At 34.8% G+C, this 19208-nt stretch carries 19 protein-coding genes; 1 reads left to right on the top strand and 18 read right to left on the bottom strand.

What is annotated here, in order from left to right; all coding sequences use genetic code 11:
- Positions 1-17 precede the first annotated feature (17 nt).
- Positions 18-1142, top strand: coding sequence for an IS4 family transposase (locus ASM33_RS03440; RefSeq protein WP_110409390.1), 1125 nt, complete (start codon positions 18-20; stop codon positions 1140-1142).
- Here the strand turns inward: ASM33_RS03440 and ASM33_RS03435 are convergent.
- The 18 genes from ASM33_RS03435 to ASM33_RS03345 all read right to left on the bottom strand — a co-directional run bounded on the left by ASM33_RS03435 (position 1130) and on the right by ASM33_RS03345 (position 19198).
- Positions 1130-3388 (bottom strand): ankyrin repeat domain-containing protein, encoded by a 2259-nt coding sequence (locus ASM33_RS03435; protein ID WP_237342958.1) that lies wholly within the window; start codon positions 3386-3388, stop codon positions 1130-1132. The genes ASM33_RS03440 and ASM33_RS03435 overlap by 13 nt on opposite strands.
- A gap of 698 nt (positions 3389-4086) precedes the next feature.
- On the bottom strand, positions 4087-5307 hold the full coding sequence (locus tag ASM33_RS03430) for an IS256 family transposase (protein ID WP_110409989.1): 1221 nt from the start codon (positions 5305-5307) through the stop codon (positions 4087-4089).
- Positions 5308-5436: 129 nt separating this feature from the next.
- Positions 5437-8835, bottom strand: coding sequence for an ankyrin repeat domain-containing protein (locus ASM33_RS03425; protein ID WP_110409990.1), 3399 nt, complete (start codon positions 8833-8835; stop codon positions 5437-5439).
- Positions 8836-9018: 183 nt separating this feature from the next.
- Complete coding sequence (locus ASM33_RS03420; protein ID WP_110409991.1) at positions 9019-9645, bottom strand: hypothetical protein; 627 nt, start codon at positions 9643-9645, stop codon at positions 9019-9021.
- Positions 9646-9857: 212 nt separating this feature from the next.
- Positions 9858-11510, bottom strand: a complete 1653-nt coding sequence (locus tag ASM33_RS03410) for a recombinase family protein (RefSeq protein WP_110409993.1) — start codon at positions 11508-11510, stop codon at positions 9858-9860.
- The gene (locus ASM33_RS03405) at positions 11494-11931 is read right to left on the bottom strand and encodes a DUF2924 domain-containing protein (RefSeq protein ID WP_110409994.1); all 438 of its coding nucleotides are present in this window, start codon (positions 11929-11931) and stop codon (positions 11494-11496) included. Before ASM33_RS03405 ends, ASM33_RS03410 begins: the two co-directional genes overlap by 17 nt.
- Positions 11932-11947: 16 nt before the next feature.
- A complete protein-coding gene (locus ASM33_RS03400; protein ID WP_110409995.1) occupies positions 11948-12418 on the bottom strand; it encodes an ankyrin repeat domain-containing protein in 471 nt (156 codons plus the stop codon).
- Positions 12419-12453: 35 nt separating this feature from the next.
- Positions 12454-13113 (bottom strand): ankyrin repeat domain-containing protein, encoded by a 660-nt coding sequence (locus tag ASM33_RS03395; protein WP_110409996.1) that lies wholly within the window; start codon positions 13111-13113, stop codon positions 12454-12456.
- Positions 13114-13366: 253 nt separating this feature from the next.
- Complete coding sequence (locus tag ASM33_RS03390) at positions 13367-14518, bottom strand: phage tail protein (protein ID WP_110409997.1); 1152 nt, start codon at positions 14516-14518, stop codon at positions 13367-13369.
- On the bottom strand, positions 14518-15321 hold the full coding sequence (locus ASM33_RS03385) for a baseplate assembly protein (RefSeq protein ID WP_110409998.1): 804 nt from the start codon (positions 15319-15321) through the stop codon (positions 14518-14520). Before ASM33_RS03385 ends, ASM33_RS03390 begins: the two co-directional genes overlap by 1 nt.
- Before the next feature lie 2 nt (positions 15322-15323).
- On the bottom strand, positions 15324-15659 hold the full coding sequence (locus ASM33_RS03380; RefSeq protein WP_110409999.1) for a GPW/gp25 family protein: 336 nt from the start codon (positions 15657-15659) through the stop codon (positions 15324-15326).
- Positions 15660-15664: 5 nt separating this feature from the next.
- The gene (locus ASM33_RS03375; RefSeq protein WP_110410000.1) at positions 15665-15919 is read right to left on the bottom strand and encodes a PAAR domain-containing protein; all 255 of its coding nucleotides are present in this window, start codon (positions 15917-15919) and stop codon (positions 15665-15667) included.
- Positions 15919-16383, bottom strand: coding sequence for a phage baseplate assembly protein V (locus ASM33_RS03370; RefSeq protein WP_110410364.1), 465 nt, complete (start codon positions 16381-16383; stop codon positions 15919-15921). The genes ASM33_RS03375 and ASM33_RS03370 overlap by 1 nt, the downstream gene beginning before the upstream one ends.
- Positions 16370-16840, bottom strand: coding sequence for a hypothetical protein (locus tag ASM33_RS03365; protein WP_110410365.1), 471 nt, complete (start codon positions 16838-16840; stop codon positions 16370-16372). The genes ASM33_RS03370 and ASM33_RS03365 overlap by 14 nt, the downstream gene beginning before the upstream one ends.
- On the bottom strand, positions 16837-17352 hold the full coding sequence (locus tag ASM33_RS03360; protein WP_110410366.1) for a phage tail protein: 516 nt from the start codon (positions 17350-17352) through the stop codon (positions 16837-16839). Before ASM33_RS03360 ends, ASM33_RS03365 begins: the two co-directional genes overlap by 4 nt.
- Positions 17345-17668 carry a head-tail joining protein gene (locus ASM33_RS03355; protein WP_110410367.1) on the bottom strand — a complete coding sequence of 108 codons (324 nt, stop codon included), beginning with the start codon at positions 17666-17668 and terminating at the stop codon, positions 17345-17347. Before ASM33_RS03355 ends, ASM33_RS03360 begins: the two co-directional genes overlap by 8 nt.
- A gap of 114 nt (positions 17669-17782) precedes the next feature.
- Complete coding sequence (locus ASM33_RS03350) at positions 17783-18784, bottom strand: major capsid protein (RefSeq protein ID WP_110410368.1); 1002 nt, start codon at positions 18782-18784, stop codon at positions 17783-17785.
- A gap of 45 nt (positions 18785-18829) precedes the next feature.
- Complete coding sequence (locus ASM33_RS03345) at positions 18830-19198, bottom strand: head decoration protein (protein WP_110410369.1); 369 nt, start codon at positions 19196-19198, stop codon at positions 18830-18832.
- Between the last annotated feature and the right edge of the window lie 10 nt (positions 19199-19208).

The following is a 19208-nucleotide window of genomic DNA, read 5'->3' as shown; positions in this document are numbered from 1 at the left end:
AAATTAGGGTGTGAAGTGTGTTTTATTACAAAGAAATAATATCAAAATTGCCGAAAGCAGTGTTAGATGAAATAGGCAAAGCGGTTGGCGTTGATTACAAAGTGGGCAAACTTACGGGAGAAAATATATTTAATTTACTGCTGTACAGCATATTGGAGAAAAACGAGCTGAGCTTGCGGACTATCGAGGAAAATTATCGTCGGATGTTTTGCCTGAATACGCGCCATTCATCGGTGGCAAGCCGCTTAAAAACGATACCAATTAAGTACTTCGAAAGAATTTTTTCGTTCGTTTTACAAAGTTTTTGTAACCAAAAAGACCAAGAAAAGCTATTAATTATAGATTCCACAACCCTGCAGTTATCGAGCAAATTACTGCAATCTGCAATACCATGGCGTGGTGGTGCAAAGAATATGGTAAAGTGCACCGTTGCCACTGACGGCAGGTTTGCAAAGTTGCTGAACTTGTATACTCAAGCCAAGGGCTCCTCTGACAGCACATCGTTCCGGGAAATGATTTTAAATCACGGTCAAGAGTCGATTTGCATATTTGATCGAGGACTGCAAAAACGTGCAACTTTCGAGGAGTTTATAGATAAAGGCATACATTTTATCACACGTGGCAACGATAATATTCGTTATCAAATTGTGCGTATCCACGGAAAAGTTGCAGGCATGCAGACTGGAACGCTTGAGCTAATGGAAGATGTAGTAGTCAGGCTGGGGCAAAAAGGTTCAAGATTTTTGTCGTTTGAAATCAGGCTAATTAAAGCGCAAAATCGACAGAATGGCGAAGTTCTCACATTTTTGACTAATATTTATGAAATGTCTGCTGAAGAAGTCTGCGCTCTTTACAAAAGGCGCTGGTCAATAGAAGTTTTCTTCAAATTTATCAAGCAGGAGCTCAACACGAAGCATTTTCTTGGACATAGCAAAAACACAATTTTGGTCACACTATACATGATTCTTATTGCTTCGGTTTTATTAACAGAATACAGAAAACGCAGCGAAATCAAGAGTTATAAGTTTGCAAGGAGAGCTTTTATGAATGAACTCAGGCTTGAAATCCTAAAACCTGTCATTGAATATTGTGGTGGAAACCCAGAAAAAGTCTACGATTATTACCTTTTTCACTTTCCATAACAAACGTTCGTACACTTGTGACCGCTTATAAAAGAGTTACGAAATTTATTTGCTTGAGTGTCAATTACGTTTTGTTCTAACACTGTACTATAAGGATTTAGAAAATTGTCTGTTGATAGGGATATAGGCTGATTATTTAATACACATTCTCCTAATCTTCTTGCTAGCTTTATTAAATCATACGTACCTTCTAGCATCTGCTCTATTTTCTCTTTATCAGGGGAGTTACTCTCCTTAATTTTCCAATACTCTGGCTTTTTACTTTGTATATCAGATATAACTTCTAAAACAGGAATTTTATTTTCTGGTTTTTCAAAGCTATTCTTCAAATCCTCATCTAAGTCAATATTTGTTACAATAATTAAGTTTCCTGTTTGTTCTTCATTTTTTTTATTTTGATATTTTGGATTTGTTTTTATTCTATCACGATAGGAAGTGAAGTATTTTTCTAGAGCGAAAGGACGTTTATCTGTTTTATCAGGTTTTGAAGAATCTTTTTGTTTAGGTTTGAGCAAGTCCTTAAGAGTAATTGTTTTACTTGGATTTAGCTTATGCTTGGCTTGCAAAAAATTATATCTATCTTCTTGTTGATCATCTTTATATTGCCAAACCACATCATCAAATTTTCCAGCATCCTTATCTTCCACTTCTGTTTTGAATGTAAAACCACTAATAGCACTATGCTTTTTTGACTCCAATGCAACTATCATCATCCATTGTATCTGATAGACAACTCCATGATAAGATGTAAGTAATCCAGTAGGAGAACGAGGTTTATCAATGTTTACAGGTTGGCTAGGCCGATCATCAGGAATTGCTTGCTGACCAGAAGATCCTGCGCCAACTGAGCTAAGTTTTGATCTTTTTGGACTTGAAGGCCCTGATTCAGGTTCTCTATCAACTTCCTCAGGACCAGAAATTCTTGGCTTTTTCGGATTACTGTCTTCCGGTGTATTTTCATCAGAATCGGTTCTAGTTCTTTTTTGCTGGACTAATGGCTGCCCAATAGAAGCTTGCTGATTAGAAGGTCCCGGTATCGGTTGAGAATGTGCTTGTAATATTCCAATAATAACATGATTCCCTAGGCGTGTAGCAATATCTAATGGACTTCTACTTCTATCATTTTTAATATGAATATCTGCTCCATTTGCTATAAGTAACCTAATAACCTCTAGATCTTGTTTACGAACAGCGATATGTAAAGGTGTATCATTATTTTGACCTTGAAAATTAACATTTGGCTTTAACTCTTTTGCGAAAAGTCCTCTAATCTTCTGCAGCTTTTCTTCTTCTAAATCGCTACTTTTTACAGCGTTAATTAACTCTTCTTCAGGTGTAGCATCATCATCATAATCTGGGGAATCAGAAGACCTAGAATGTATTTGGTGAGAAGAATCAGCTCTATTATTAATAGAATCAATAGGCTGGTTACCTAAATTAGGCTGTCGAGCTAAAGACGATTGTCCTACCGGATTATTAACTTGGCCAGAAGCTCCTGATTCCGGTTGTCGGTCTGATCTAGGCTGGCGGTTATCAGGAGGAGATTGCCTATTCTCTTGCTGGACTGTTTCTCTAACTCCTGCTTTATTGAGTATTGGTTCAAAATGTAAGTGCCCTTTATTTACTATGTGTATTGTATTGGCTTCATTATAATCTATATCATCTATAGACCTTGAACCTGATTCATCTACAATTTGACTAGTCCATATTTCTTCTCCTTGCACAGTATGCTTCTCAACAATATGTAATTTTATACCATATTCTTTACAAATTATCCTTCCCTCAATTTCAGTTCTACCCCATATTGGTGAAGTTAGTCTTAATAAGTTTATTGTGCCAGATCTTTGCTCAATATCACTTGCAGTAAATTCAATGCGAGGAATATACTCATTAATTTGTTCATTTTCATTTTTTAAAGCCTCTTTAAGCCATGATTGGTCTTCATTTAACTGATCTTGTGCAAACTTCTTACAAACTTCTCGTAAAGATTTCATAGTAAAGTCTGTTTCAGGTTTTAATTGTTTAAGTCCTTGCACAACTGAGTCGAAAAAACAATCTCCTCCACCTATTGCTGATTTTATTTCAAAATTGTCTGGTAAGCTTGGATTGTCTACAGAACGTTTAAATCGAGGTCTTTGTTTCCAATCTTTCCGCTCTATGTGTTGCTTTGCCTCTAGTGGATCAATGACTTCTGAATTAACCCATTTTTTTTTAAAATAATCTGTTGGATGTTGTGTTTTTAGCATAGAGATACCATATATTAATCAAACCCACTATGCTAAGCTTGGCTATATAGTAATCAGGAAAATCAGCAACGCAAGTTATTTAATACATATTTTGGCATTTATTTTTAGGCTGTTTTTGACTCGGATCCAGTGCTGACAAAAAATGTTTTATTTACTTTTGAATTTCGGCTTTTCTATAAATTTGCTTTAATTTTGTTCTCAGTTCTCCGATAGGTATGTACTAAATTTAATATCGCATATCATAAAAACCCAAGGAATATCACAACTTTCAGCCATTTTACATAACAGACGTGAGAGCAAGTTTTATTTGAACGGTAAGGTCCACCATTGAAAATCTAGAAATCGCTCTATGTTATAGTTTCAATACAGGTTTAAATCTGCCATATTAGCCAGCTTTAGGCATTTGGATATTTGGTGCTTTTACCCCCAATTATTCCCTAAAAAGCCCCTATATTTTTACATAATCTATTAATAAAGCTCTCTATTTCTCCACAATATAGGGATTTTTCGCCCATTTTTGAGAAAAACAAAGAGTAAATAAGTAAATAAAAGAATTTAAGATAGCGCTAAATAGAATGTTTCTTTGTAAATGAATTTGGTTGCCTTAATTTCAAGATTAGTATATTTGAATAATGCAAATTTTATCACAAATGCAGCTATGGCTGGGAGTGTTAAATAAACTGTGTCAAACCGCATTTTTAGCTCAACTCAATTTTCAATCTACCAGGAAAGAAAATGTCAAGCTGGGATATGGTTAATGCCCAATCATGTACAGACATAGTCCACTTTTCCTCTGCCTTCTTTATAGCACAATATACTAACTTGTACAAGGCATTTATGCTGTTAAATGAGCCTTTGGTTTTGGTAAATTTCCTGATTTGCCTATGCAACCCCTCTATGGGATTTGTGGTGTAAATCACTCTCCTAACAGGGCCAGAATACTTAAAGTAACAAGATAAATTCTCCCAATTGTTCTGCCAAGACTTTATAACCATAGGATACTTTGCACACCATTTTTCATCCAATTCCAACAGATAATTCTCAGCAATTTCCTTGCTTGAAGCTTGATATACCTTCTTCAAATCACCTAAAAAGCTCTTTGCATCTTTGCTAGCCACATACTTCAATGAGTTGCGTATCTGATGCACTATACACAGCTGCACTTCTGCGTTAGGAAAGACGCTGTTTATAGCTGCAGGAAAGCTTTTTAGCACATCAACACAAGCAATAAGGATATCTTCTACACCTCTTTCTTTGAGGTCATTCAATACTCCCAACCAGAAATTAGCACCTTCGCTTTCTGCCAAATAGAAGCCTAACACCTCTTTTCTGCCACTCTGATCTATGCCTAATATGCACTTACTTACACAACGTCCATCTTCCTTGACTTTAAAGAACATTCTATCCATGAAAACTATTGGATAAATCGACTGCAAAGGACGACTACGCCACTCGTTGATTACTGGAAGCAGCTTGTCAGTAATGTTAGATATTTCAGCAGTTGATATCTTATGGTCATACATTTCTTCAACGTGTGACGTTATGTCTCTATAGCCCATGCCACTGGCAAACATGCTCAAGATCTTCGTTTCAAGTTCAGGATCTAGGCTTGTTTGCCTTTTTTTGACTATCTGTGGTTCAAAATTTCCTTCTCGATCCCTTGGCGTTAGCAGCTCAAATGATCCTGAGCTTGTCCGTAAAGTTTTTGAACTTTTGCCATTTCTTCTATTCTCTTCTTCGTCGTTTGATAGATGATTTTCCATTTCACCTTCTAAACCTGCCTCCAGCAGCTTTTTTATCAATGGTGTTAATGCTCCATCTCTTCCGGTAAGTGGCCTACCTTCTCGTATAGACGATAAAATGTTTTCTTCCAATTCTTTGTAATCCACTAATCCAACATAGTTGTTTGCTTGACTCATGTCTAAACCTCCGTTTTTTATACTAATTATAATATATCATTTTTCGGTTTGACACAGTTTATTTAACACTCCCCTATGGCTTCTATTAAACGTTTAAATAAGCTTCTATTAAGCAGATAAAAGGCCTGTTTACATTCCTCTACCACAACCTTCATTTGTTCTTTTGCCTTGCATTCTGTTTAACCAAGATTCTTCTCCTGTATTTTTTATGTCTGTGCTACCAATATTTTCCATTACTTTTTTTGCTTCTTCTTTAATGTCTTGAGAAATAAAGCTTACTGTTTCAGAAGGTTCAGACCTTTTACAGCTTATTGTTTCAGAAAATTGAAGTTTTCCAGACCTTTCAAAATATCCTTGTTCAATAGCATCATAAACGGATAATCCTCCAAATAGACAATTTTTTCCTATTTCCTCTTTGATATTTACTAATTGATTAAATTTTTCAGGATCACAAACTTCTACTTCAATAGAATCTTTGTATTGTGTGCTGTTGTATAACCTAACATCTAACTCACCTAAACTTGTCTGAAACGTTATTATTACATCACCATTGTCTGAAAGATCAGTATAATTTCTTATGCCGCTCTTTGTTTCAATTTCTATTTCACTTTCACCAATTTTTACTATATTGCTGCCAAATACAATATTCCCATCGTATAATCCTAAACCTCTTGCTGCTTCTACGGCTTTTGCAACATCTACTGTGCTATCTGCCGAGTACTCCAGATAAAAAGTTGTATTATCTATTTCTATAAGTTCTATTTTACCAGTAGTTGCGTTTGCTACAGCTTCGTGAAAATCATTAATACGTTTATTAGCTTCTAAGTAAGCTTTTTGTATATTAGTTTTATGATCTTTAAATACTTCTTCCAATTCTTGATTTATTTTTTCATAGCTGTTAATATCGGCTCCCCTTGATACCAAATTACATATTATATTGCTGGAAATTTTAGAATTCTCTTTTAGCACTTGTATTCTTTGCATTACAACATCTGTAAAGCTGTTATTTTTATTATTAAGAAAATTTAATCTTACTCCTGATTTTAATGCTTCACTCACAACTTGATTTAATTCAGCTATGTCCTTACTTTTTGCTACCTTATCTGAAAATATATTCAGCCTTTCTTTGTCATGAAATGTGAGTCTAATTTTATTGATACTGTCTGTTTTTTGTTTAGTAGATTTTTTATCAGGTTTTTGTTCAATAGATTGATCTTTATTTTCTGATTTGTCTCCAGGCTTTTTAAACTCTAAATTTCCTAGATAACTCTCTTCTAATTCTTTTGCAAGATCTGGATAAAGTTCTGGAATTTCTTCAACATAAGAACCTATCTCACCAAAGAAACTATCATCAAGTGGCGGAGCGCTTGGTACATATTCATCCACTGGAGCATTTGGCAATTTATCATTTTCTCTATCCCTTAAGGCTTTTTCTAGTATTTTTCTCATTCTTTCATCATCATTTGTTGCTCTCACCAGAAAAGACTCTTCATCTTTACCAGTCCACGCTTTCTTTAATCCATTAACTATTTGATTGATACCACCTTTAGGCTTGAAAGCTTCAATATCAGAAAACATTGCTAGCTTCTCTACAATTCTATATGCTTTTTCTCTTTCTTCCTCTTTACAGCTCTTATCACATGCTGTTCTTATCGCAATATATATAGGTGTCCAACCTCTACTATCACTTATATTTGCCTTTGCTCCATTTGATAAAAACATTCCCACGGTATTTCCGTGATTATTACCCGCAGCTATTGAGATAGGTGTTTCTTTTTTATGCTCAATATCTTTTTTTATATTTTTTTCAGAGTCCCTAATATAAATGAATTCTCCTTCAGTGAAATCTCCTTTTTCTTTAACCTTTTCTAAATCATCAATTTCTGATTTTGTAAACTTTCCGCATTGAACGTTTATCCTAGCCTTTTTCTCAATAAAAAACTCTATTAGATCCTCTCGCCCATATTTCGCAGCTATATGAATTGGTGCTACACCATTTTTATTTTTTGCATTAATATCTATTCCACTTTCTACAAGAAAGTTAAGTATTTCTCTATCACATCCATATCTTACAGTCCAATGCAGCAGTGTGTTTCCCTGGTTATCTATAATTTTAGTCAGTATTTCTTTAGCTTTATCAATATCAATTTCTTTATCTAGTTCATTACCACACTCATCTATTTTATGTGGTAAAATTGCGCTTAGTGCTTCCAAGCTATTTGTTTTTACTGCATACTCAAATACTGTATACCCTTTTTTATTTCTTACACTTGTATCGGCACCCTTATGCACTAACTGCTTAGCAACCTCATTGTTACAATGTTCAACAGCATAAAATAAAGGTGTACTTCCACCTTCATCTTTAGCATTAACCTCACAACCTAAACTAATAAATTGATCCACTACCTTAGATTGAATATCTTCATAGCTATCAATATCGTTTAAGATTTCTTCAGCATATACATTCTTTGCTGCATTATGTAAACAATACTTATCTATATTTGCGCCCTTTGCTAATATCTTCTCTACTATGTTTGTAGTGCTAACACCTGCAGCAAGTAACAAAGGACTTTCTCCTTTTTTATTCTTAATATTTACATCTATATTTTTAGCATTTTCTAAAATGGCTTCAGGAACACGTTCATCTTTATTATTTAGAGCAATATGAAGTGCTGTATCTCCATCCTTATTTACAAGGTTAACATTATCACTCCTTTTTGTAAGAAGTCCTACTGAATCAATATAACCAACATTAGCTGCATAGTGTAGTGGTGTATTATCTTTATAGTCTTGAATGTCAATTTTTGCCCCTTTTTTTACTAAAATATCTATCATTTCATTATCTACTTCCCAAAATGTAGCATGGTGCAAAGGTGCTTTTCCTTCATTATCTTGGGCATTAATATCAATAGCTTCTTCTGTTAATAGCCTACTTATAACCTCATTGTGGCCATGAAAGACAGCATAGTGTAATGGTGTCTTTCCGTTTTCATCTTTTACATTAATATCAATAGATTTTTCTTCCAACAGTATATTCAGAATATCAAGATTATTGTACTTAGCAGCACAGTGTAATGGAGTTTTGCCCTTTTTATCTCCAATGTTTGGATCTGCCACAGCCTTTAAAAATAAATATACCGCCGAAATATTGCGTGTTGCCATTTTTTCCAATACTGTTCTTTTTCCTTCTCCTCTTCTTAGGTTAAGTACTACTTGCAGGTCTGGATCATTTTTATTAGCATTTAAAAACTCTTCAAGCTGCTTAGTACCAGCACGATCATAAATAAAGTCGCTAGCATTATAGAGCTCTAAATAACTACAATTAATGCTACTCAGCGCTATTAATAACCCCTGATCTAGCTTGTATTGATTTTCTGTTAATACTACTTCCTCTGAAAGCCATTCAACTATTTTCTCTCCCCACACTAAATCAGGTAGCATCGAGTTTTTTACCTGCAGATCATCAAAATAAATTTCCTTTATAGTTTCCAGAAATAATTGATTATTCTTTCTATTTTCATCAACCATACAACCCCCTACATTCTTTTTATATAGTATACTATAGTAAGTATATCATAATATTATTCCAATGTAAGAATAAATTTTCTATTATTTTGATATGATAGGAGAAAATCTTATTGTAAAATCTAAGGCGAGAGCTTGCTTTCTGCTATATATGAAAATTAGCTACTACAGGATATCTAATAAGCTTCACAAACTTTGCCTGCTATATATTTCTCCTGCTTTCAAAACTTCACTTTCAGTAATAAAACTCCCTGGTTCTTTAACTTCAGACGTTGAGCTATTTAACTTTTTAGATACAGCTGCTCCTAAACATTCCAAAGCACACACAAATAACATAGCAGCTATGCTTCCATATTGCAGATATATTGCAGTACCTGCTAACAAAGCTAACCCAACTAGAACCAACCCTTTTTTATTTGAAACAAGAGCTTCTGTTCTTTGCACTTCAGCTTTTTTATTTGCAAATTTTCCAATTTTCAACTTATCTAATTGTGTAGCCTGCACTTCCTTAGCTTGTTCTACTGCCATAGCTTTTTGTATATCGCTTTGACTGAAAAGCTCTTCCTGAGATGCGATTGTTTCTTTATCTTTCAGTAATTTTCTTCTTATTGGCAATTTTGTAATTTCTGTTTTATTTTTTTGCTCTGTTATTTTGGATTGCTCTGCTTTTTCAGTCAATATTGCCTCCATACCTTCTTCTACTTCCTCTGATTCCCGTTTTACAGGAGATATTTTGAGAGTGTCTTCGTCTATCTCCGTTGTCTTGAAGTCTACCTCTACTATTCCACTATTTTCTTCTTGTCCTATACCCATTGACTATTCCTAAATTAACATGAGAATTTTGTATACAGTATTGTTTAAGATATAGTAAATCCCACTTACAATACGTAGGTCCACATATTGGTAGCACTTTCAATTCTGAAGTGATAGGAACTTGCTTGATAAATAAACCAGCTTCCTTATCCTTAATTTTACTATAAAAGCTCGATTTATGCCATTTCTCCAACACTTCTAAATCCTCCAAGCTACCTATAAAATCTCTCTAACTGCCTTTCCCACAATAAATCCATTTTTGAACCCATGAAGTTATTCAACCTGATGTGAGGTGGCTGCTTTCCTTCCAATATTGCTTCCTTTATTTCTGAAGCCAGAAAGTTTAATTTTAAAATTGATCCAACATACTTAGGGCACGATATCTTGTTTGCATGACATATTTCTTTTATATTGGCATATTCTCCACTGTCTATCTGACTTTGCCATAAATGTGCTCTTACTAGTGCTTTTAACAATTTATCGTTTTTCTTTTCCTTTATCTCTCCTCCCTGTGGAACCAATATCATACTTTTTCCACTGCTTTTCTTTAACTTTAATTTTACAAATGTTACAATTTCTTCTCTGCTTACTTCTATTTCCTTTTCTGTGTTTCCATACTTACTGACTAAATCTTTTAGCCCTTCTTTACTTATTTCTATTTTTATTCCATCTTCTTTTAACCATATAGTTTTTATTAAGATATGAATTATGTTTTCTTGTTCTATTGGAAATATATTTTCCCAGATCTTGCTTATTTCTTCTAAAGTACCCAGTGCTATTTTTTCTCCTTTTTTAAAAGCTTTTTCTATTAATTCACTATTGCTCATTATCAAAGGCACCTGCTGCATTATTACTTGCTCTATTTCCCCAGCTGCTATTGTCTGATCTTTTGCTTTACATTCTCTTGCCTTTAAATGTTTTCCGCATACGTAATATCTATACTCTTTATTTTTCTTTCTAGCGTAAGTTGGCTGCATTGAAGTGTCGCATCCATAGCAACGCATTAACCCTTTTAATAACACTGCTGCTCTTTTCGTGCTTATTTGTTCTCTAGTACTAAAGTTTTCTTTTACCTTATTCCATAATTCTTGATCAATTATTGCTTCGTGCTTTCCTTTATATAATGTTCCCTTGTGACTTACAAAACCTATATAAGTTGGATTAGTTAAAATCCCTTTTACTGTTGCTTTTTTAAACTCTTCTCCTCCTTTATTTTTTAACTCTTTTGTTTGATAACCTTGTTCATTTAACTCTTTAGTCACTTTAACTATAGATTTTAAATCTGCAAATCTCTCAAAAATATGCTTTACTAGCTCTGCTTCTTTTTCATTTATTATCAGCTTTTTATCCTTGGCATCATATCCTAGTGGCACTCTACTTCCCATCCACAATCCTTGTTTTCTTGATTCTGCTATCTTATCTCTTATTCTCATACTTGCTAATTCTCTTTCATATTGCGCAAAACTCATTATTATGTTCAGCATTAACTCACCTACTGGGTCTGCTGTATTAAATGATTCTGTCACTGATACAAATGCTACTTCATGTTTTTTCAATAAATCCACTACTTTTGCAAAATCAAGTAACGACCTTGATAAGCGATCCATTTTATATACTACTACCAAATCTATTCTTCTTCTCTCTATGTCTTTAAATAACTCTTTCAATCCTGGTCTTTCTAAATTTCCTCCTGAAAAACCTCCGTCATCATATTTCTTTTCTATCGCTACCCATCCTTTAAGTTGCTGGCTCTTAATATAACTTTCTCCAGATACTCTCTGTGCATCCAGACTATTAAACTCTTGATTTAGACCGTCTTCACAGGATTTTCTTGTATATACTGCGCACCTAATTTGTTTTAACATTTTTCACCCCAAAAAACACTAACCCATTCCATCTTGTTCCTGTTATTTTATTAGCTATTGCAGACAGTGACTTATACGGCTGTCCTTTATATATAAATAATTTTTTACCACTGACTGTTACTTCATGCTTCTCTCCATGGTATTCTTTGATAATTTTTGTCCCTACTGCCATAAGAGGATTTTCACTACTTACTTTTTTTCCTTCTTTCATTTGCTCTGCTAAATAGTCTAGTTTCTTGGCTGCTTTTTCGGACAATTCTCCAAACGCATTTGCTTGTAACCAATGAGATATCCATCTGATAAAGTACTCCCTACGATATGGTGGTGCTTTCCCTTTAGATGCTGTCTCATACATTTTCCTCAGCTCTTGTGACGTTTTACTCGATAAAGACAAAACCTCTTTTTCTACAGATGCATTCATTTGCTTTTCCCCTTTTTTAAAATTTATACTGTTTGCTCTTTAATGAGGTGCTATCTTTATATGCAGTTAGCTCCTCCACTATCTCCTCAACTTGTCCCATATAAGCTAAATCTATTGGTGTATACCCCTTATAGTCTTTCACATTTGGGTCACCTCCTGCTTCCAAAATTGCTCTAACATTTTCCGGCTCCCTCATAAATACAGCTTGGTGTAGTGGCGTTCTTCCTATATGATTTTTAGCATTAACATTTGCCCCTGCATCTATTAGTGCTCTCACTTTTTCTACGCAGTTCATCATGCTTGCTAAGTGTAGCGGTGTATACTCTTCATGATCAGCAGTATTGACACCAGCTCCACTTTCTATTAGTGCTCTCACATCTTCTACCTCTCCAAAAATTGCAGCAGAATGTAATGTGGTCTTTTCTTGATTTACTTCGTTAATTCCATAAAATGAGTTTTTTTGAAGTTTTTTGTCTAATTTACTCATTGTTACCCCCACAAAATTGCCTCTTTAACTATAAATTAATGGTATTTCTTGTCTTTATCGCCTTCTACATCTGGTTCTTTATCGTCTGTTTTCTTAAGTTCTTCAATTTCTTCTGCATATAATTTTTTCACTGCCGATGATATTTCTTTCATAAGATGATCACCATAAAAATTCACGAATTCTTGTACACCTGTACCGAGCCTATTTATTATCTTTCCTCCATATTTTTTTATCAGCTCTGCTAACTCTGGTTGATCTTTAGCGCGAAATAATGGACTGGTTCCAAATCTGTCTATAGCGTTAACATCTGCTCCTGCTTTTAGCAGCTCTTTTACTGTTCCTTTGGCATTACCACCTTTCTCTCTAAATAACCATACAGACCCACTTGCAAGATGTAACGGTGTAGAACCATTGTAGTTTGTACAATCAACATCAGCTTCTGCTTCTATTATTGCCTTAACGTTTCTTGCCTTTCTTGCAAGTGCAGCTCGGTGTAGTGGTACTTCTCCTTCATTATTTTCAATATCAACATTAGCACCTTTTTCTATTAGTAATTTTACTGTTTTATAACTAGAAAACTGTGCTGCAAGATGCAGTATTGTATTACCATCTTCATTCTTTTTATTGATCCCATGAAACGATTTCAGTGATAATTCACTAAGTAATTTATTGATGGTGTTTTTGCTTTTACTCATATATCCCTCACAACTAGAACATAATACACTATGTGCTCTTATAATTATAATTAATGAACATAATATCTCCGTATTGGAAATAACTATGACCTTTCCTTACAAAATTAAGCCTCTTTCAACAGCAGCTTTTTTTCTTTTATTTACTGCTATTATTTTAGTATATTCCATCAAAAAGCGAAAAGCAAGATATTTCCACAATCGCGCGTATAGGTTTAACCCAATATTAGTATATATGAATATATTGAATATATAATTAATGTATTAAACAGATTGGGTGTTTTTCTTTCCAAGTCCTATGCAAATGACGATGCTCGTGCCATAAAAGTACGCCTGGATAAAGTACTGCTATATAATTTTCTAATTCATGAATTGGATCATCTTGTTTTAAATCTGAGCTATTTTTCCAATGCACATGATATTCGGTTAAGTTAAATTCTATAACTTTTTGATCAGTAAAATTCTTTGCTTCATAGTTGTAAGTAATGCTAAACCTTTCTAAAATCGGCGTGTATTTAAAATTCCACAATTGTTCTGAAAGCTTACTACTACCTAAGTAAAATCCACTTCCTTCTTCTTTTTTGCTAGTTGCAGGAAAACAGGTATTTATATCTCCTAACTTCCAACTGTCTGATAATACAACCTGCGCTTTAGCAAACTTAATTGGCGGCAATAAGCTTTGTGGGATAGGATATAGGGCTTTAAAATTATACCATACATGATCTCGCTCATATATACCATTATAGTTCTTTGTATGAGGCTCTGTTTCCCCAAGTACTGCTATGTCTAGCCTGTATACATCATTGCTGAAAGCTTGTTCATAATGAAACCTAAATGTACCAAACTTAAAACTTGGATTTTCTATTTTTAGCTCAAACGAACTCTTCCGACCAAATGATAATACTGGTCCATCCTTTTCCGTTTTAATACCTGAATAATCAGAAAGAACATCTCCCCATAAACTCTCATCCAGTATAAATCGTTGAGCATTATAATGATTATTAAAAATCCGCATTAACCTTGATCTTGCAGGAAGCGATAGATTTGCTAACTCTACTACCACATCAACAAAAAAATCATTTGGTACATCTGTTATTCCCACCTGAAGCTCAAAAAAATGCTTGCCTGGTGGTTCTTCAATAATCGTTATGTTATCTATGCTTGCCCACTTCAGTGCAATTTTTAGTGATGCTGGTGTTCCTCTTAGTCTCTGAAACTTTATCCCTTCTTTGATAGCTTTTTTCTTATCCTTTACCCAGAATAAAATTTCTTCCAGGCCGTATTCTTCTATGAGCCATGGTAAGATTTCTTCTCCATATTTAAACTTAAATCCTCTAATGCAACTTGGATCTACTTTATAATCGGTGCTGTCTACTATATCCCTTTCTTGCTTTGTGGAATTTGGCATTAGCTTTTGAATTCAATTTTTAAGTTACCAAGAGTAGCACACTCATTCCCTTTTATCTCAATATCTTCTCTTGGTTCTATTAATTCTACATTTTGCACTCCTTCAACGAAAAGACTTGCTATAATCCAAGACTTAGTAACATTCCAGCCCAATCTTTTGGCTGCTTCAAACTTTTCAATAAATTGCTTTTTCGCTGCTTCAATTGTCTCTTCTGATACTGCTGTAATCCTACTTTGAATATCTATTGCCATAATATTGCAATTTACAACTTCAATTGTATCTGTTAAAACCCTTATATCTTGGCTATTTAGCTGCTTTCTTACGATTTGAAGTAGCTCTTCTGATGGCACACCACCTGTTGATAACTCCGTGGATAAAATCGAAATCTGCACACTTCCTGGGTTAGGTGACTCAACTAGTGCATCTTTAACTCGAGAATCAGCTGATAATGCATGAAAGCGGTAATGCTCTTTACTTCCACCTGTACTCCATCCTGCTATTCTTGCTTTGATTCTTTTTCTAAAAGCTTCATCACCTTCTTCTCTGTTTCTCTCTACTCCATAAAATTCAGCTAAGTGGTCAAGGTCAGACCCTTCTGCGAACTTTAATAAATTTGCTTTAGCTGCTTCATTAATCCTCTGTCTTAGCAAAAGCTCCCTCCATGCAGCTACCTCTAAAATTTTTACTGCAGGATCATTTTCTATAAGCGCTGAAAACGTTGGGTCTCTACGTATTAATTCCTCCTTCATCCGTGAAAATATTTCCTCGAAGCTTAATTTTTCAATTACATTGGGTGGATGCATTTTTATATAACGATTCCTTTAAGCAAAATATTTTCGTTGTTTGGTAAGTAGATTCCTTCAAGATCAAGCGTTACTTTTCCTTCTTTGACTTCTGTAATTTTTACCTTTTCAAGTTTAAATCTTTTCTCCCACTTTTCCAGTGCTTCTGCTGTTGCTGCATAAATCTCAAGTGTAAAATCACGGTTTACTGGATGATCAACTAACTCAACCAACCTTGAACCATAATCTCGCCTCATTATTCTACTACTCACCGGAGTGGTTAAGATATCAATAATTGATTGTTTTAAATGTTCTATCCCTTCTAATTCCTTGCCTGTTATAGCACTCATCCCACGCATTATCTCTATCCTGCAAATACATTTTTGCTAACACTCATCACGTGAAAACCACACGACACCAAGTTGCCTGTTCTTGCTACACCTATGCCATTAGAAAATACACTGTTTGACCCTTGTGTTAGTGTCTCCCCTAGAGTCAAAATATCACTTTTGCGACAAGCAGATTTACCATTCACAAAAACATTGCTACTTCCACTCATACAAACATGGACAGGTATTCCTGTACAATGGTCCCCTATACAAACAATAGCTTTATCCATCAGTTTAAATCTATTCTATTTGCTTTAAGTTTTATACCATTCTTTGTTATTTCTATCTCTGACTTTCCAACCTTAAAAGTAATTCTATCAGCTACAATAAATTCAAGGTGATGACTTTCTCTGTTATATGATAATTTTGTTCCGTCCTTAAACTCAAAAATATCAGCATTTTCTTGGCGTTCAGATGGAAGGTACTTCTGCTGATAAATTGCTGGTAATACAACCCCTAACGACAATTCACCCAGCGGCGATAATACTACTACCTGCTCATTAACACTTGGTGGAGCCCAGTTTCTATCTTCTCCTGCTCTACTTGTTATCCACGGTAACCAATCTGTTAAAAACTCTCCTATTTGTACTCGTACTCTTGCTTTTTCATAATCTATTTCTTTAATGATCCCAATACGTATAATATTGGCTAATTTTCTCTGCAGTTCTGAAATGGCAAAATTACTTTCTAACATTCTCGCCTACCGTGATTTCATGCGGCTTAATTTTATCTTCTAACCAGACTGATTCTCCTAAATGTAGTTCATGCGTCCATTCAATCAACCAAACGAGGTACGCATCTAATTCCGGTCTAAATCCGTCAATTTCCGCAGATATAAATTCACCTGGTGAAATATTCATATTAAATGTATTTTTGTTTACAATCCTTGCAACCTCAGCAGCTAATGATCTGGCAACTATAGGAGCATTTTCTACTGTAGAATCAATTACTATTCTTGCATCAAATCTTGCCTTAAGAGCCAATTCCTCCGTCCCAGCATCTCTGCCAGGCTCTAAACTTGCTAATTCTACAAACACTGCAGGAGCTACCAGTTCTTTTCTTATTGCTGGGTAAATTTCACAAGTTTGAATCTCTGGTATTTCTGCCTTTAGCGTATCACAAATAGCGTTATGTAAATCAGCCCAATTCATACTTTCGCAATATAATTCAATTCACGTTGAAGAAATTTCTCAAATACCGCCTCAACTTCATGAATTACAAGCTCACTAATTATCCTTGAAGCCTCTGGTTCTAATGGTAATTTTACTTCTTTAATCGGTAGCGCTGTTCTTCCTTCTCTTTTAAAAACACCACGATGACCCTCTGGCATGGTTGCTATAAATGCATTATCAAACATATATTTTCCTGCTTTTGCTCCCATTTTTGTTTGCCTCATACTTCCAAGCGATGAAGCACTTACAGCATATAAATTTGCTTTAACTAAAACTTCTAACGTACTTGCTCTTGCTTTAATAATTCTCAGCCTTTTCCTCATTACCGTTAGTTTTATTTGCTTTTCTTTGCTAATCTCTTTAGCAGCTTGTGCTTTTAGCCAAAGTGCAGTCTTATTTAGTGCTTTTGCGGCTAGCAGCCGTACTTGTGACCCTTGATTATCAATATTACTAATAATTTGGTTAATATTATTAGCTTTAATGTTAAGCATCCTCAACCTCAATTGCTTGAATTTCCCATAAGTTATTTGAAGAATCTTTCAGTGGTGGTTCAAAAATCCTATAGAATTTATTACCAATTTTGATATAGTCTCCTGGACTAGGGTAAGTCACGTCCTGACTACGTATTTCTATGGAAGCAATTTGGTTCGTTAATGTTCCATCATTTCCTAAGGAATACGTAGTATCGGGACGTTTTACTAAAACTTTTACCTCACAGATGGCTTCCTTGTTTTTATTGCAATATGTGGCTTCCACTCCTAGATATTCGAAGCAGTCTATAAATAATCTATTGATATTTTTAAGCATAGTTTCTATACCAAGTTCAGTTGCTTTATATGCTTAAATTGGTATAATGCTTATTGCCATAGGTATGTGAAGCAGCCTGCTAGTAACTCAGCAATAGTCATTTTTGCCTCACAGCTAGCAGGTCACTTTGATTAAAACACCTGGCCTATGGCACATTGGTAGAGGATTGGATTGAGTATGTAGATCTGTTCCTCTATCAAATCTTCTTGGCTCTTGTTTTGCATAAAGTGGTTGCCCAAGTGTATTTACTGTCTCATTAAAATCTGCTGGACCAAAATAAGTCGTAAATGTATTTGCTGTACCAAGTGGAAAACAATGCCCTGTGTCTTTTTCAATAAATCTTCTGACATTACCTTCTGGATCAGTTGCTTGTCCTTTATACTCCTCAAATGTAATGCCACAGAAAGTAAATCCTGACCTCATATCGTTTCTGAGAGCTGCTCCTTCTTGCCATCTTTCATATGCTTCTTTTACTTTTTGGTGTGAAGTTAAAGCGTCAAAAAACTCAGGACTAACTAGGGCATGAATCCCTGTCATATATTCACCACTTAAGCTATCTTCAATATGGCGCAGTACTTCCATGCACTTCCTTTTTACATCTGTTGTTGCAGTTCCAAGTGCAAAATTTACTACTTTTGGAGTAATGCCAAATTCATTGTAGAGGTTTAAGAGCTCAGAGCCATCTGCATCAAGAATAATTCCCTTTAATGCTCCCATACGTAAATGTTCCAGCGTTATAGCATGTTTATTTCTCATTGACTGCAAATGATCAGTGACAACATCAGCAAGAGCTACAAGTTCATTTTCTGAACCAAAGCTACGTATTCCTTGAACTTCTTCAGGTAACACAACGTCATCGTGGGGAATATGAGGAATTGTAAATGTTCGAACCTTTCTCTTGCCACGTTTTCCCACTGTTGCTGGTGCTCCTGGGACTTGAGTTGGTAATAAATTTAAGACTCCGTTTTGCTCTTCTATAGTAATGTGACGAAATCTCACTGATTTACTTGGAAATAATTTCAAACTTTCCGTACGACCAAAATTAATCGGTAGAATATTAATTGCACCAGTTAATGCTGTCATATTGAATGCTGGATTTGAAAATGGATTTTGCATAATGTTTAGCTCCTGTTATGTAGAAAAATTAATATAGATTGAGGTTTAGACTCCCTTACGGACTACAATACCGCGCTCTTCAAGTTGTTTTATTGCTGCTGTTTTTTGCTCTTCGGTTATACTAGGTGGCCAAACAATTGCGTGATCAGCTAGCAAAGCTATACGAGTAATTATTACTGCTTTGGTGTTCTCTTTTGCGTTGACATCACTTGTCATCACACCTATGGCAGTTTGAATTCCATCTGTGGCTAGCGGATTTAGAATCTTAATTAAATTCTCTTTATCCAAGCCAACTACAGTACCCAAGGTAAGATTTTGTCCTTTGGCAACAGTAACTTGATCTCGTGAGTAAAGATTTGATGCCTCGTATTTTAAGAGGTCACCAAGATTGTTCTGTTCAGTTATACAAGACATGTTTTTTCTC

Origin of the sequence: Wolbachia endosymbiont of Folsomia candida, from assembly GCF_001931755.2 — a bacterium.
GTDB lineage: Bacteria > Pseudomonadota > Alphaproteobacteria > Rickettsiales > Anaplasmataceae > Wolbachia.
Note: the sequence above shows the minus strand (reverse complement) of the source record. Positions and strands in the feature narration are given on the sequence as shown.

What these genes read in the sequence shown, in the direction of transcription:
- ASM33_RS03435 (WP_237342958.1), bottom strand. Translation starts at nt 3,388, where the DNA reads ATGCTAAAAACACAACATCCAACAGATTATTTTAAAAAAAAATGGGTT.
- ASM33_RS03430 (WP_110409989.1), bottom strand. Translation starts at nt 5,307, where the DNA reads ATGAGTCAAGCAAACAACTATGTTGGATTAGTGGATTACAAAGAATTG.
- ASM33_RS03425 (WP_110409990.1), bottom strand. Translation starts at nt 8,835, where the DNA reads ATGGTTGATGAAAATAGAAAGAATAATCAATTATTTCTGGAAACTATA.
- ASM33_RS03420 (WP_110409991.1), bottom strand. Translation starts at nt 9,645, where the DNA reads ATGGGTATAGGACAAGAAGAAAATAGTGGAATAGTAGAGGTAGACTTC.
- ASM33_RS03410 (WP_110409993.1), bottom strand. Translation starts at nt 11,510, where the DNA reads ATGTTAAAACAAATTAGGTGCGCAGTATATACAAGAAAATCCTGTGAA.
- ASM33_RS03405 (WP_110409994.1), bottom strand. Translation starts at nt 11,931, where the DNA reads ATGAATGCATCTGTAGAAAAAGAGGTTTTGTCTTTATCGAGTAAAACG.
- ASM33_RS03400 (WP_110409995.1), bottom strand. Translation starts at nt 12,418, where the DNA reads ATGAGTAAATTAGACAAAAAACTTCAAAAAAACTCATTTTATGGAATT.
- ASM33_RS03395 (WP_110409996.1), bottom strand. Translation starts at nt 13,113, where the DNA reads ATGAGTAAAAGCAAAAACACCATCAATAAATTACTTAGTGAATTATCA.
- ASM33_RS03390 (WP_110409997.1), bottom strand. Translation starts at nt 14,518, where the DNA reads ATGCCAAATTCCACAAAGCAAGAAAGGGATATAGTAGACAGCACCGAT.
- ASM33_RS03385 (WP_110409998.1), bottom strand. Translation starts at nt 15,321, where the DNA reads ATGCATCCACCCAATGTAATTGAAAAATTAAGCTTCGAGGAAATATTT.
- ASM33_RS03380 (WP_110409999.1), bottom strand. Translation starts at nt 15,659, where the DNA reads ATGCGTGGGATGAGTGCTATAACAGGCAAGGAATTAGAAGGGATAGAA.
- ASM33_RS03375 (WP_110410000.1), bottom strand. Translation starts at nt 15,919, where the DNA reads ATGGATAAAGCTATTGTTTGTATAGGGGACCATTGTACAGGAATACCT.
- ASM33_RS03370 (WP_110410364.1), bottom strand. Translation starts at nt 16,383, where the DNA reads ATGTTAGAAAGTAATTTTGCCATTTCAGAACTGCAGAGAAAATTAGCC.
- ASM33_RS03365 (WP_110410365.1), bottom strand. Translation starts at nt 16,840, where the DNA reads ATGAATTGGGCTGATTTACATAACGCTATTTGTGATACGCTAAAGGCA.
- ASM33_RS03360 (WP_110410366.1), bottom strand. Translation starts at nt 17,352, where the DNA reads ATGCTTAACATTAAAGCTAATAATATTAACCAAATTATTAGTAATATT.
- ASM33_RS03355 (WP_110410367.1), bottom strand. Translation starts at nt 17,668, where the DNA reads ATGCTTAAAAATATCAATAGATTATTTATAGACTGCTTCGAATATCTA.
- ASM33_RS03350 (WP_110410368.1), bottom strand. Translation starts at nt 18,784, where the DNA reads ATGCAAAATCCATTTTCAAATCCAGCATTCAATATGACAGCATTAACT.
- ASM33_RS03345 (WP_110410369.1), bottom strand. Translation starts at nt 19,198, where the DNA reads ATGTCTTGTATAACTGAACAGAACAATCTTGGTGACCTCTTAAAATAC.